The sequence below is a fragment of the Methylobacterium sp. E-012 genome, from assembly GCF_057836545.1.
This window is the reverse complement of sequence record NZ_JBYQEY010000001.1, coordinates 2,856,220-2,868,521: the sequence shown is the minus strand read 5'-3', so window position 1 is coordinate 2,868,521 and position 12,302 is coordinate 2,856,220. Positions and strand designations below refer to the sequence as shown.

General features: G+C 71.8%; 13 protein-coding genes. 4 read left to right on the top strand and 9 right to left on the bottom strand.

Annotated features, from left to right (window positions below; all coding sequences use genetic code 11):
• Positions 1-62: 62 nt before the first annotated feature.
• Entirely contained in the window at positions 63-1,166 is a 1,104-nt protein-coding gene (modC, locus tag AC3IF1_RS13865; RefSeq protein ID WP_489218068.1) for a molybdenum ABC transporter ATP-binding protein, read from the bottom strand.
• A gap of 62 nt (positions 1,167-1,228) precedes the next feature.
• Here modC and AC3IF1_RS13860 point away from each other — a divergent pair, with 62 nt between their 5' ends.
• Complete coding sequence (locus AC3IF1_RS13860; protein ID WP_489218067.1) at positions 1,229-1,909, top strand: glutathione S-transferase; 681 nt, start codon at positions 1,229-1,231, stop codon at positions 1,907-1,909.
• A gap of 63 nt (positions 1,910-1,972) precedes the next feature.
• On the opposite strand, the gene modB is transcribed toward AC3IF1_RS13860, so the two are convergent.
• The 4 genes from modB to AC3IF1_RS13840 all read right to left on the bottom strand — a co-directional run bounded on the left by modB (position 1,973) and on the right by AC3IF1_RS13840 (position 4,136).
• Positions 1,973-2,665 carry a molybdate ABC transporter permease subunit gene (modB, locus tag AC3IF1_RS13855; RefSeq protein WP_243967585.1) on the bottom strand — a complete coding sequence of 231 codons (693 nt, stop codon included), beginning with the start codon at positions 2,663-2,665 and terminating at the stop codon, positions 1,973-1,975.
• Between the two features lie 13 nt (positions 2,666-2,678).
• Positions 2,679-3,494: a molybdate ABC transporter substrate-binding protein gene (gene modA, locus AC3IF1_RS13850; protein WP_489218066.1), complete on the bottom strand. Its 816-nt coding sequence runs from the start codon at positions 3,492-3,494 to the stop codon at positions 2,679-2,681.
• 141 nt (positions 3,495-3,635) lie between these two features.
• Positions 3,636-3,833: a hypothetical protein gene (locus AC3IF1_RS13845; RefSeq protein WP_243967587.1), complete on the bottom strand. Its 198-nt coding sequence runs from the start codon at positions 3,831-3,833 to the stop codon at positions 3,636-3,638.
• 159 nt (positions 3,834-3,992) lie between these two features.
• On the bottom strand, positions 3,993-4,136 hold the full coding sequence (locus tag AC3IF1_RS13840) for a hypothetical protein (RefSeq protein WP_489218065.1): 144 nt from the start codon (positions 4,134-4,136) through the stop codon (positions 3,993-3,995).
• Between the two features lie 286 nt (positions 4,137-4,422).
• Here AC3IF1_RS13840 and AC3IF1_RS13835 point away from each other — a divergent pair, with 286 nt between their 5' ends.
• The gene (locus AC3IF1_RS13835) at positions 4,423-5,343 is read left to right on the top strand and encodes a 50S ribosomal protein L11 methyltransferase (RefSeq protein WP_243967589.1); all 921 of its coding nucleotides are present in this window, start codon (positions 4,423-4,425) and stop codon (positions 5,341-5,343) included.
• A 30-nt stretch (positions 5,344-5,373) separates the two neighbouring features.
• On the top strand, positions 5,374-5,562 hold the full coding sequence (locus AC3IF1_RS13830) for a ribosome modulation factor (RefSeq protein WP_489218064.1): 189 nt from the start codon (positions 5,374-5,376) through the stop codon (positions 5,560-5,562).
• A gap of 21 nt (positions 5,563-5,583) precedes the next feature.
• Here the strand turns inward: AC3IF1_RS13830 and AC3IF1_RS13825 are convergent, their stop codons facing one another.
• On the bottom strand, positions 5,584-7,050 hold the full coding sequence (locus AC3IF1_RS13825) for a methyl-accepting chemotaxis protein (protein ID WP_489218063.1): 1,467 nt from the start codon (positions 7,048-7,050) through the stop codon (positions 5,584-5,586).
• On the bottom strand, positions 7,047-7,370 hold the full coding sequence (locus AC3IF1_RS13820; protein ID WP_489218062.1) for a hypothetical protein: 324 nt from the start codon (positions 7,368-7,370) through the stop codon (positions 7,047-7,049). Before AC3IF1_RS13820 ends, AC3IF1_RS13825 begins: the two co-directional genes overlap by 4 nt.
• 590 nt (positions 7,371-7,960) lie before the next feature.
• Here AC3IF1_RS13820 and AC3IF1_RS13815 point away from each other — a divergent pair.
• On the top strand, positions 7,961-9,091 hold the full coding sequence (locus AC3IF1_RS13815; protein WP_489218061.1) for a serine hydrolase domain-containing protein: 1,131 nt from the start codon (positions 7,961-7,963) through the stop codon (positions 9,089-9,091).
• Between the two features lie 89 nt (positions 9,092-9,180).
• On the opposite strand, the gene AC3IF1_RS13810 is transcribed toward AC3IF1_RS13815, so the two are convergent.
• Both AC3IF1_RS13810 and glmS read right to left on the bottom strand, forming a co-directional pair.
• Positions 9,181-10,341, bottom strand: coding sequence for a M20 family metallopeptidase (locus AC3IF1_RS13810; RefSeq protein ID WP_489218060.1), 1,161 nt, complete (start codon positions 10,339-10,341; stop codon positions 9,181-9,183).
• Positions 10,342-10,410: 69 nt separating this feature from the next.
• Positions 10,411-12,237 (bottom strand): glutamine--fructose-6-phosphate transaminase (isomerizing), encoded by a 1,827-nt coding sequence (glmS, locus tag AC3IF1_RS13805; protein WP_243967596.1) that lies wholly within the window; start codon positions 12,235-12,237, stop codon positions 10,411-10,413.
• Positions 12,238-12,302 lie beyond the last annotated feature (65 nt).

The following is a 12,302-nucleotide window of genomic DNA, read 5'->3' as shown; positions in this document are numbered from 1 at the left end:
GCTGCTGACCCAGATCGGGTAGCGCCGTCCCAGCTGCCCACGGAGACCGGCCGGCTGCGGCGTCAGATCGCCACCGCGGGACGCAGCAGGCCGATGCCCGCCGGGTCGAAGGCGGCGCTCTTGACGATCGCGTGGACCGGTTGCCCGACCGCGAGCCCGAGGTCCCGGACCGCGGCCACGGTCAGGCGCGCCACCAGATGCGCGCCGTTGCAATCGATCTCCACGGACATCTCCGCGCCCGACGGGACCATCTTGGAGATCCGTCCGGCCAGGACGTTGCGGGCGCTGAGGCCCTGGGGACGGATGGTGGCGACCAGCACGTCGCGGGCGGGGATCCGCACCCGCAGGCGCGTCCCGGCCGGGCGCATCAGCCCCGGCACCAGCAGGCGCCCGGCCGCGCCGGTCAGGCAGGTGAGGCCGGTTGCCGGATCGGTCGCCGCCACGACCATGTCGAGGAGGGCGCCGGCCTCGGCATCGTGGACCGGCACGAGATCGGCCCGGCGCAGGATCGCCTCCGCCGGGCCGGCGGCGGCCACGCGCCCCGCCTCGAGCACCACCACCGTGTTGGCGAGCCGCGCCACCTCCGAGACCGCGTGGCTGACATAGACGATCGGCACCCCGGCCTCGTCGCGCAGGCGCTCGACATAGGGGAGGATCTCGGCCTTGCGGGCCTCGTCCAGCGCCGCCAGGGGCTCGTCCATCAGCAGGAGGCGCGGTCGCGCGAGGAGCGCTCGGCCGATGGCGATCCGCTGGCGCTCGCCCCCGGAGAGACCGGCGGGCCGGCGGTCGAGCAGAGGGCCGATGCCGAGCATGCCGGTCACAGCCGCGAAGGTCGCCGGGTCGGCCCGGTGCCGGGCGACGAGGCGGCCGTACTCGAGGTTGGTCCGCACGCTGAGATGGGGGAACAGCCGCGCATCCTGGAACACCACGCCGATCCGCCGCCGGTGGGGCGGGAGGAACAGCCCGGCGGCCGTATCGACCAGGGTCGCGCCGTCGGCGACGATCCGGCCCCGGTCCGGCCGGGCGAGGCCGGCGATCAGGTCGATCAGCGTCGTCTTCCCCGAGCCCGAGCGGCCGAACAGGGCGGTGAGCCCCGGCCCGGCCTCGAAGGCCGCGTCGAGGGCGAAGGCTCCCCGGCGGAGGGTGACATCGACCTGAATGCTCACGGCGTGCGACTCGGGTAAGAGCGAGCGCGGCGCGGGCCTGCGCCGGCCGGGACACAGCCCCGATGATCACCGTCCACCATCTCGAGAACAGCCGCTCGCAGCGCGTCCTCTGGCTCCTGGAGGAACTCGGCCTGGCCTACACGGTGAAGCGCTACGCGCGCGATCCGCAGACCCTGCGGGCGCCTCCGGAACTGGTCGCCGTCCATCCCCTGGGCAAGTCGCCGGTGATCACCGACGGTCGGATCGTGGTCGCCGAGACGGGTGCGATCGTCAGCTATCTCACCGCCAAGGCCGGGGGCGGGCTGGTGCCGGCCCCGGGGACGGACGCGCACGCCCGCTACGTCTACTGGCTGCACTACGCGGAGGGCTCCGCGATGCCGCCGCTCCTCCTCAAGCTGATCTTCTCCCGCCTGGCGCCGGGCAGCCCGTGGCTCCTGCGTCCCCTGGTCCGCCGGATCGCCGACACCGTGCTGCGGGGCTTCGTCGACCCCGATCTGCGCCGGCACGCGGCGTTCTGGGAGGCGGAGCTCGCCGACCGACCGTATCTCTGCGGTGCGGATTTCACCGCCGCCGACATCATGATGAGCTTCCCGCTGGAGGCGTTCGCGGCGCGGGGCACCGGGCTCGGCCCGCAGGTCCGGGCATGGCTCGGGCGCATCCAGGCCCGCCCGGCCTATCGGCGGGCGCTGGATGCGGGCGGCCCCTACGCCTACGCCGGGGCGGGCGCGGCCCATACCGGCTGAGGTTCGGGTCACCGGGCCAGCGGCCGTCGCCGGGATGAGGGGTGCGACCGGGGCGGCCATGCGTCAGCCCGCGCCCAGCCGCCGCCCGGCACGGTTCGCCAGGAACTCGGAGACCAGCAGGGCCGTCACCGATATGGCGATCGACACCAGGGTGAGGCGCAGGGCCGGGCCCTCGCCGCCGGGAACCTGGGTCAGCGTGTAGATCGCCGAGGGCAGCGTCTGGGTCTCGCCCGGGATGTTCGACACGAAGGTGATGGTGGCGCCGAACTCGCCCATCGCCTTGGCGAAGGCCAGCACGGCGCCCGCGATGCAGCCCGGCAGGCTCAGCGGCAGCGTCACTGTGAGGAACACCGTGAACGGGCTGGCGCCCAGCGTCCCGGCCGCCTGCTCCAGCCGGCGATCCACAGCCTCGATCGACAGCCGCATCGCCCGCACCATCAGGGGGAAGCCCATCACCGCGCAGGCCAGCGCCGCCCCCGTCCAGCGGAAGGCGAGGACGATCCCGATCTCCGCCAGCGCACCGCCGAGCGGGCCCCGCCGGCCGAAGGCGAGCAGCAGGAGGTAGCCGGTCACCACCGGGGGCAGGATCAGCGGCAGATGGACCAGACCATCGAGGAGCGCCCGCCCGGGGAACCGGCGCCGCGCCAGGAGCCACGCGATCGCGAGGCCGGGGACGAGGCTCGCCAGCGTCGCCACCGTGGCGACCCGCAGGCTCAGGGCGACGGCGGTCCATTCCTCCGGGGTGAGACCCAGCACGGCGGCCGAGCCGCTAGTGGCCGGCTTTGGGCGGCGCGACGACCGTGAAGCCCTGGCGCTCGAAGGCCCCCCGGGCGGCCGGGCTTCGCAGGGCGGTCAGCAGGGCGGCGGCATCGGGATTGTGCGAGTCGCGGATGACGGAAGCCGGGTAGACGATCGGCGGGTGGCTGTCGGCCGGAAAGGTAGCCAGCACGTGGACGCTCGAATCGGCGGCGGCGTCCGTGGCGTAGACGATGCCGAGGGGGGCCTCGCCGCGGGCGACGAGCAGCAGGGCGGCGCGGACATTCTCGGCCTGGGCCACCTGACCCTTCACGGCCTCCCAGGCTCCGAGCTTCTCCAGGGCGGCCTTGCCGTATTTGCCGGCCGGCACGGCATCGATCGTCGCCATGGCGAGCTTGCCGCCGCTGAGCAGTTTCGGCAGCGTCGTCCCGAGATCGGGCGCCAGGGCGATCTGCGGATCGGAGCCGGCGTTCTCGGGGCCCGGCGCGATCAGCACCAGCGCGTTGCGCAGGAGGTCGACCCGCGAGCCCGGCTTCAGGAGCCCGGCCCGCTCGACGTAATCCATCCAGGCCTGATCCGCCGAGATGAACAGATCGGCGGGCGCCCCCGCCTCGATCTGCTTGGCGAGGGCGTTCGAGCCCGCATAGGAGATCCGGGCCGTCTTACCGGACTCTTTCGTCCAGGCCGCCGCCGCGTCGTCCAGCGCATTCTTCAGGCTCGCCGCGGCGAACACCACCACGGGCTCCGCCGCACGCGCCGGCCGGGATGCGGGGGGCACCGCCAGCATGCCGAGCGCGAGCGCGGCCAGGATCCGTCGGGTCAGGCGCATGGAAGCTTCCCTGTCGCGGGCCGTTATATCCGGCCGGGTATGACGGGGATCATAGGGTTGTCGCCGCGCGCGGCCAAGGTCCGCCCGGCCGCGTCCCGTGCGGCCGGCGGTGTCCTGTATTCGAGGGTGTTCCGCCCGGTCTCAGCCGTGCGGGGTCTCACGGGGCTCTGGCGGCGCGGCTTCCGCGCGGTGCAGGCGGCTGAGGAGGACGAGGAGGTGGCCGGGCAGGGGGCCGTCCGGCGTCGGCGCGCCGAAGAGCCGGTCGCGCGGCCGCGACGGTCCGGACGCCTCGTTGACCACCACGGGCCCGCGGGGGCCGGAACGCCTGGACTTGGTCACGCGGTACGCACCCTGCTCAATCGTGATTCACGGCCGAAGCCCGCAAAAACGTGGCTCTGCGCAGCGAGTTCCGTGCGATTCGCCGGAGCCTGTGGTTAACGCGTAGACACCATGCCGCATTCCTGGGCGGCCGATCGTGCGAATCCCGGACGCGACCGATCACCAGGTCCGGAGGTCGGGTTTTTCCATCGATCCGACGTCCGGCAGCCTGTTCATGCCGACCGCCACCAGGAGCCCCCAGAGCCAAGCCGCTCCAGCGGTCGCGAACGCGAAGGCAACGCTGATGAGGAGGGGCGAGGTCATGGATCGCTGGTGCCTGTCAAAACCGGCGTGCCGCCGCGGAATGGACGGCGCGCCCGAGTTGAGGGTTCGGGCTTCGGGAAGCCGAGACTGACTAAGCACAGACTGCGGCCCCGAACACTGATCTGGCTGGCTCGAAGGACAAGTATTTCTGCTTGTGTCCAACCGGCAACAAATGGGCGCCCTGGCCCGGTCCCGCGCCCGGTTCTGGCCCCGGGGAGGATTTTTTCGCGTCGGCCGCCCCTTGCCCCCTGTGATGTCGCGCGCCCGGGCGTTACAGCCCGGCACCATGCTCGAAGGCCTTCCGCCCCACCGCCCGTCCCACGTCCTGCGCCTGCTGACCGACGAGCGCTCGGCGCGGGCGATGACCGATCTGCTGGGGGAGATGTTCGATCCCACCGAGACCGCCGTGGCGGCGTTCGAGGATGCGGACGGGTGCACGTGGCGGCTGGAGGCCTACTTCGCCGATGCGCCCGACGAGGATTACGTCCGCGCGCTGATCCGGCCCGTGATCGGCGCTGCAGCCGACACCGCGGAGTTCCGCACCATCGAACAGCAGGACTGGGTCCGGGCCTCGCTCGAGGGGCTGAAGCCGGTCCGGGCCGGGCGGTTCCTCGTCCACGGCGCGCATGACCGCGATGCGGTGCGCGCCAACGACCTGCCCATCGAGATCGAGGCGGCGTTGGCCTTCGGCACCGGTCATCACGGCACGACTCTGGGCTGCCTCCGGGCGCTGGTCGACGTGCTGAAGCGGCGGCGGCCGGCCCGCGTCCTGGATGTCGGCACGGGCACCGGGATCCTCGCCTTCGCGGCCGCCAAGGCGCTCCGGCAGCCCGTGGTGGCCGGCGACCTCGACGCGGAGGCGGTGCACACGGCGCGGGAGAATGCCCGGGCCAACGGCCTCGGCCCCTATCTCAAGCTCTATCACGGCCCCGGGGTGCGCCACCGGCTCGCGTCCCGGCCCCGCCACTTCGATCTGGTCTTCGCCAACATCCTGGCGCGGCCGCTGCGGCTCCTCGCCCCGTCGCTGACGCGGGTGGTCGCGCCCGGCGGCGTGCTGGTCCTGTCCGGGCTGATCGAGCGCGACGTTCCGGGCGTGCTCTCGGCCTACCGTCTGCAGGGTTTCGCGCTGGTGCGCCGGGGCCTGATCGAGGGCTGGGTCGCCCTCGTGTTGAGACGCGGCGGTGCGGCCGAACGGCCCCTCGGCTGAACTGCGCCCGGGCCGGCACGTTGTCCGGTCATGAGCCAGACGCCGCTCCACGACCCGTCGCCGGATCCGATCAGCGAGGGGGCCCATGCCCGGGCGCGCGGCCGTCCCAGGGACGTCTGTCCGTATCCGGCGAATTCCGAACCCCGGACCGCTTGGCTGGAGGGGTACGACGGCGTGCCGTTCGACCGCGTCCCCGACCCGCCGCACAGAGGCGGCTGAGCCGCCCCGGTCCAGGGCCGCTCAGGCCGCGCGGACCGAGGCCAGGAAGCGGCCGACCTCCTGCCCGAGGGTCTCGAACTCGGCCGACAGTTCGGAGGCGGAGGCCAGGACGCCGTTCGCGGTCGCTCCGGTCGCCTCGACGGTCACGGCGACCGCCGCGACGGTGGAGCTGACGGCGCCGGTGCCGCTCGCCGCCTCGGCGACGCTGCGGACGATCCGCTCGGCGGCGGCACCCTGGTCGCGGACGGATGCGGTGATTTGCGTGGCGAGCGCATTCATGTCGCGGATGCGGACCGTGATCGCGTTCACCGCCGTGACCGCCCGATGCGTGGAGGTCTGGATCCGCCCGACCTGCTGGCCGATATCCTCTGTGGCCTTGGCGGTCTGACTGGCCAGTTCCTTCACCTCGGCGGCGACGACCGCGAAGCCCCGGCCCGCCGTGCCGGCCCGGGCGGCCTCGATCGTGGCGTTCAAGGCCAGCAGGTTGGTCTGGGCGGCCACCGTCGAGATCAACGCCACCACGTCGCCGATCCGCTCGGCGGCCGCGCTCAGTTCCTGGACCAGGGGGACCGCGTCCGCCGCCTCGGCGGCGGTGACGTTGGCGAGCTCTGCGGATCCGCTCACCTGCCGCTCGATCTCACCCAGCGAGGCGCCGAGCTGCGCCGTGGCCGCGGCCGCGGTCTCGGCCGTCTGCGCCGCGTCCCCGGCCGCAGAGGCCACCTCCGACGACCGGCGTGCGGAGTCCGAAGCCGTCGCGGACATGTCGGCGGCAGCCCTGCGCAGGCTCGTCGCCGCCGTCGAGACGTGAGCCAGAATGCCGCCGACGGTCGTCTCGAAGGTCTGGGCCAGCTGCTCGGTGGTGCTCCGCCGGGCCGCATCGAGGGAGCTATGCGCGTCCGCGTTCTCGCGCTCCAGAACGCTGGCGCGGGCAAGCTGGGCCTGCGCCTCCTTCTCGGATCGGCCGAGGGCCTCGAACGACCGGACCGTCATCCGGCAGACCCAGATCAGGATGGCGGCCTCCGTCACCACGATCGCCGCGTGCAGCGCGACGCGCCCGAGGTCGCTGGCGGCGTCCGGGAAGACCAGCGCCGGAATCGCCAGATCCAGGGCGAGATGATGGACCGCGGTGGCCAGTGTCGCCGCCAGGATCACGCGCCAGTCGCACCAGCCGACGAGCACGGCCAGGCAGGCGAAGAAGTACATGTGCAGGTCGATCTGCCAGGGATGACCGGTGAAGACGGTCAGGAACACGGCCGCCATGCCGATTAGGGCAAGGCCGCTGACGATGCGCGTGGCTTGGCCGATCGGGTCGCGGCGCCACAGCAAAGTCGCGGTCCCGGCCAGGATCACCACGGCCGCGATCGGGCCCGGCGCCGGCAGCCCGCTGGTCAGGGCGACTTCGGCGCCCGCGACGATCGGCACATGCGCCCACAGGGTCGCGATGAGCGTGCGGCCGAAGCTGCGCCGGAGGGCGTCGAGATGGTTCATCGTGTGGAATGTCCGGTGTTGGTGTCGTCTCGAGGGGTGAGCGCTGCGCCCTGTCGTCCGCAGCCGTCGGCGAGGCGTCCGTCGAGGACGAGCCAAGCCCCCGCCGCGTAGAGGCGTCCGACGAAGCCGTCGCTGTCCGAGCGGGCGATCAGGATATCTGGCCGGCCGCCGACATTCACGATCGACCCGCCCGCTTCGGCGACCACGCGGGCGAGGTCGGCGGCGTCGGATCCCGGGCCGCGCACGAGGGCCACGACGTCCGATCGGGGGGCGGCGAGGAGCATCAGCGGTACGACGAGGGCGACGGCGCTTCCGACCACGCCGAAAGCCGTCCGATGCCCGGCGCGCGCAGGGCCTTCCCCGGATCCTGTATCGATTGCCGCCGCCATGCTCGCCCGCCACGTCCTTCATCGTCGGGAGATCTGAATCAGCCTATCGGCTTGCGGTGACGATCCACCGACAGGACTAAACCGACAGTTTATGGCCGTAGGGATTTTTTGGGTAGATTTTTTTGGCAAAGAAAACAGATTTTTTAAACTGAATATCTGTCGATGAACACGCATCGATGCGTTTATTGATGGTTTTTATTGTTGTTATCGCAGTGTATAATTGTCTAATAAAACGATTTCTGCTCCGTCAATATAGGAATATGCAGCGATCTTCACGATCACTTCGAGCCTTTCAAGGCCGTGGCCGCGCCGGGGTGCGGGTCCGGCGCAGTGGCGCTGGAGCGCGGCCCGTTTCCCGCCGGCATGGCGCGGCGCGCATTCTGCTTCCCGTCTCGGCTGGGTGGCGAAGGGCTCGGTCGCCGGGGGCTTCCCGAGCGCGCCACGGCGGAGCGGGACGTCTGGAACGAGCCTGACAAGCGATGCGTCCCGCTCATCGACTCAGACCCTGTGTGAGGCAGACATTGGCATCATCGACGACACCGTCCTGGCCCGCGGATCCCTGGAAGACCGTCGATCCCGGTGAGGCCGGGTTCGATCCCGCCCGCCTCGCGGAGGCGGTGGGGTATGCCGCGGCGAACGAGAGCGCGTGGCCCCGCAGCCTGTTCTACCCGGACGGGCGCTACGTCGGGATCGTCGAGTGGAACGAGACCGGACCGTGGAGCGACATCGTCGGGCCGGTGCGCCCGCGGGGCGGTCCGGCGGGCGTGATCCTCAAGGACGGACGCCGCGTCGCCGCCTGGGGCGATACGGGCCGGCCGGACATGACCTTCTCCATCGCCAAGAGCTACCTGGCGGTGCTGTCGGGCCTCGCCCACGATGACGGGTTGATCCCCGACGTGGACGCGCCGGTGCGGGACAGCGTGCCCGACCCGTGTCTCGAGGGGCCGCATAACGGGGCGATCACGTGGCGCCACCTGCTGCAGCAATCGAGCGAGTGGCAGGGAACGCTGTTCGGCAAGTCCGATCAGGTCGACCATTTCCGGCAGATCGGTCCGGGGGCGGACAACAGCCGCAAGGGCCAGCGGCGCGCGCCGAACCCGCCGGGCACCTATTACGAGTACAACGACGTGCGGGTGAACCTGCTGTCCTATTGCCTGATGCGGCGCTTCGGCCGCCCCCTGCCGGAGGTGCTGCGTGAGCGGATCCTGGATCCGATCGGCGCCTCCCGCGACTGGGCGTGGCACGGCTACGACACCAGCTGGGTCACGGTCGACGGCGCACGGATCCCGTCGGTGCCGGGGGGCGGACATTGGGGCGGCGGCCTGTTCATCGGCGCCGACGATCATGCCCGCTTCGGTCTGCTCATCAACCGCGGCGGCGCCTGGAACGGTCGGCGGCTGCTGTCGGAGCGCTGGATCCGCGCCATGCTGACCCCGTCGCCGACCCTCGACAGCTACGGCTATCTCTGGTGGCTCAACCGGGGCGCGACCGCGAAGCCGCATTTGCCGGCCACGTCGTTCAGCGCGCTCGGCGCCGGCAACAACGTGATCTGGTGCGATCCGGACCGCGATCTGGTGGCGGTGCTGCGCTGGATCGACAAATCCGCCCTCGACGGTTTCCTGCTGCGCCTCGCGGCGGCCCTGCGCGTCTGAGCGGGTCTCGCGCGGGCGGCGCCAGAGGATCGGCGAAGACCCGCGCGGGTTCGAAGGGCCGGAGCATCGCCCCGTGAGCACAGATTTCCTCAGCCCTCCGCCAGCGCCGCGATGGTCTGCGCCATCGCCCGCGCGCGGGGGACGAGGCTCGCCACCTCCAGGTACTCCTCGGGCGAATGGGCCTTGCCGCCCACCGGGCCGACCGCGCAGAGGGTCGGGCAGCCGACGCTGGCGGTGAATCCGGAATCGGCGCAGCCCCCGGCGAATTCGCCCGCGACGGGATGGCCCTGCCCCGCGCTCACGCCAGCGTAGGTCTCGAACAGCGCCCGGGAGGCCGCGTCCTGGACGAGTGGAAGGAACGCGCCCTTGACGGTCAGGTGCGCGGTCGTCCCCGGCACCGTGGCATCCGCCACGATGGCGGCGATCCGGTCCATCGCCGCCTCCCGGTCGGGCGGGGTGACGTAGCGCAGGTCGATCTCGCAGGTCGCCCGGGGCGCCACGGTGTTCACCGACTGGCCGCCGGAGACCAGCCCGACATTCACCGTCGTCCCCCTGTCGAGGTCGGTGATCGCGTGGAGCGCGACGGTCTTGTGGGCCAGCGCCAGGATGGCGCTCCGTCCGTCCGCGTAATTGCCGCCGGAATGGGCGGCCTTGCCCAGCACCTCCAGATGCATGAACACGCCGCCCTTGCGGCCGGTGACGACGTTGCCGGTCGGCCGCCCCGGCTCGGAATTCAGCACGGCCCGGGCGCCGCGGGCGGTCTCCTCGATGATCGGCCGGCAGGCCGGGGAACCGATCTCCTCGTCGCTGGTGAACAGGCCGGTGAGCGGCACCCGCGCACCGCCCGCCCGGTGGTAGGCCGCGAGCACGAAGGCGTTCATCACGAGGCCCGCCTTCATGTCGGCGACCCCCGGCCCGTAGGCGCGCCCCGCGGCGATCCGGAACGGCCGCTGCGCGGCCTCGCCCTTCGGGAAGACGGTGTCGCGGTGGCCCATGAGCACGACCGGACGGTTCCCGCCCCCGGAACCGGCGACCTGGGCCCGCAGCGCGTCGCCAAAACCCTCCACCGGGACCGTGGTGACCGGGATGCCGTGGCCGGCGAGGAAGTCGGCGATGCGGGCGCCGACGGCATCGACCCCGGCCTTGTCGTAGGAGCCGGAATCGATGTTCACCAGCTCCTCCAGCAGGGCCAGCATCACGCCCTCCTGCCCGTCGAGCCAGCGGAGGGCGTCGGAGTCGGTTTCGGTCATGGGCTGCGCATACCGTTTTCTGCGGGATCGGGCCGCACGCAAGGACGGCGCCGCGTCCGGCCGGCGCGGCTACTCGACGGTGACCGACTTGGCCAGATTCCGCGGCTGGTCGACGTCTTTCCCCATGAACACCGCCGTGTGGTAGGCGAGCAGCTGGATCGGCACCGCGTACACGATCGGCGCCACGGTGGCGTCGACCGCCGGCATGGTGAAGGTCGCGAGGGTGTCGAGCCCATGCTCGGCCGCACCCTTGGCGTCGCCGATCAGCACGATGCGGCCGCCGCGGGCGGCCACCTCCTGCATGTTCGAGACGGTCTTCTCGAATACCGCGTCGTGGGGCGCGATCACGATCACGGGAACGCTCTCGTCGATCAGGGCGATCGGCCCGTGCTTCAGCTCGCCCGCCGCGTAGCCCTCCGCGTGGATGTAGCTGATCTCCTTGAGCTTCAGCGCGCCCTCCAGCGCCATCGGGTAGCTGGTGCCCCGGCCGAGATAGAGGACGTCCCGCGCCTTCGCGATCTCCCGTGCGAGGCCCTCAATCTCCGGCTCGTGGGACAGCGCTTCGGCCATCAGGCCCGGCGCCTTGATCAGCGCGTCGACGAGGCGCCGCTCGCCGGCCGCGTCGAGGGTGCCGCGCGCCCGGCCGGCCGCGATCGCCAGGCAGAGCAGCACGGTGAGCTGGCACGAGAACGCCTTCGTGGAGGCGACGCCGATCTCCGGTCCGGCCAGGGTCGGCATCACCACGGAGGATTCCCGCGCGATGGTCGAGGTCGGCACGTTGACCACGCAGAGCGTGTGCTGGCCCTGGCTCTTCGCGTAGCGCAGGGAGGCGAGCGTGTCGGCGGTCTCGCCCGATTGCGAGATGACCAGCGTCAACCCGTCCTTCTCCAGGGGCGCCTCGCGATAGCGGGCCTCGGAGGCGACGTCGATCTCCACCGGCAGGCGCGCCACCTGCTCGAACCAGTAGCGCGCGACGAGACCGGCATAGAAGGCGGTGCCGCAGGCCGTGATATAGACGCGGCTGAGCTTGGCGAAGTCGAAGGGCAGCGCCTCGGGCAGCATCACCCGCCCCTGCGCCAGGTCGACGTAATGGGCGAGCGTGCGGCCCACCACCTCGGGCTGCTCGTGGATCTCCTTGGCCATGAAGTGGCGGTACTCGCCCTTGTCGATCCGGTAGGCCTGCGTGGCGATTTTTTGGCGCGGGCGCTCGACGTGGGCGCCGGCCTGGTCGCGGATCTCGGCGCCGTCCCGGGTTAGGATCGCCCAGTCGCCCTCGTCGAGGTAGGTGATGGCGTCGGTGAAGGGGGCCAGCGCCAGGGCGTCGGAGCCGAGATAGGTCTCGCCCTGGCCGAAGCCGACCGCGAGCGGGGCGCCGTGGCGGGCGCCGATCAGCAGATTCTCCTCGCCGGCGAACAGGAAGCCCAGGGCGAAGGCGCCGCGCAGGCGCGGCAGGGCGGCGGCCACCGCCTCGACGGGCCCCATCTGGCGGTCCATGTTGCGGCTGACGAGCTGGGCGACGACCTCGGTGTCGGTCTCGGTCTCGAAGACGATGCCGTCGGCCTCCAGCTCCTGCTTCAGCTCGCGGAAATTCTCGATGATGCCGTTGTGCACCACCGCCAGCCGCCGGGTGGCGTGCGGATGGGCGTTGGTCTCGTTGGGCCGGCCATGGGTCGCCCAGCGGGTGTGGCCGATGCCGATCGTCCCGGTGAGCGGCTCGCGCTCGAGCCGGTTCTCCAGGTTGACGAGCTTGCCGGATGCCCGGCGCCGCTCCAGCCGCCCGTGCTCCAGGGTGGCGATGCCGGCGGAATCGTAGCCGCGGTATTCGAGACGCCGCAGGGCCTCGATCACCTGACCCGCCACCGCGTCGCGCCCGACGATGCCGACGATGCCGCACATGGGATTGTCTCTCGCTCCGACGCCCGGGAGGCCCTGCGCGCAAGGTCCGGGCCGCTCCGCGCAGG

What these genes read in the sequence shown, in the direction of transcription:
- AC3IF1_RS13860 (WP_489218067.1), top strand. Translation starts at nt 1,229, where the DNA reads ATGATCACCGTCCACCATCTCGAGAACAGCCGCTCGCAGCGCGTCCTC.
- modA (WP_489218066.1), bottom strand. Translation starts at nt 3,494, where the DNA reads ATGCGCCTGACCCGACGGATCCTGGCCGCGCTCGCGCTCGGCATGCTG.
- AC3IF1_RS13840 (WP_489218065.1), bottom strand. Translation starts at nt 4,136, where the DNA reads ATGACCTCGCCCCTCCTCATCAGCGTTGCCTTCGCGTTCGCGACCGCT.
- AC3IF1_RS13835 (WP_243967589.1), top strand. Translation starts at nt 4,423, where the DNA reads ATGCTCGAAGGCCTTCCGCCCCACCGCCCGTCCCACGTCCTGCGCCTG.
- AC3IF1_RS13830 (WP_489218064.1), top strand. Translation starts at nt 5,374, where the DNA reads ATGAGCCAGACGCCGCTCCACGACCCGTCGCCGGATCCGATCAGCGAG.
- AC3IF1_RS13825 (WP_489218063.1), bottom strand. Translation starts at nt 7,050, where the DNA reads ATGAACCATCTCGACGCCCTCCGGCGCAGCTTCGGCCGCACGCTCATC.
- AC3IF1_RS13810 (WP_489218060.1), bottom strand. Translation starts at nt 10,341, where the DNA reads ATGACCGAAACCGACTCCGACGCCCTCCGCTGGCTCGACGGGCAGGAG.
- glmS (WP_243967596.1), bottom strand. Translation starts at nt 12,237, where the DNA reads ATGTGCGGCATCGTCGGCATCGTCGGGCGCGACGCGGTGGCGGGTCAG.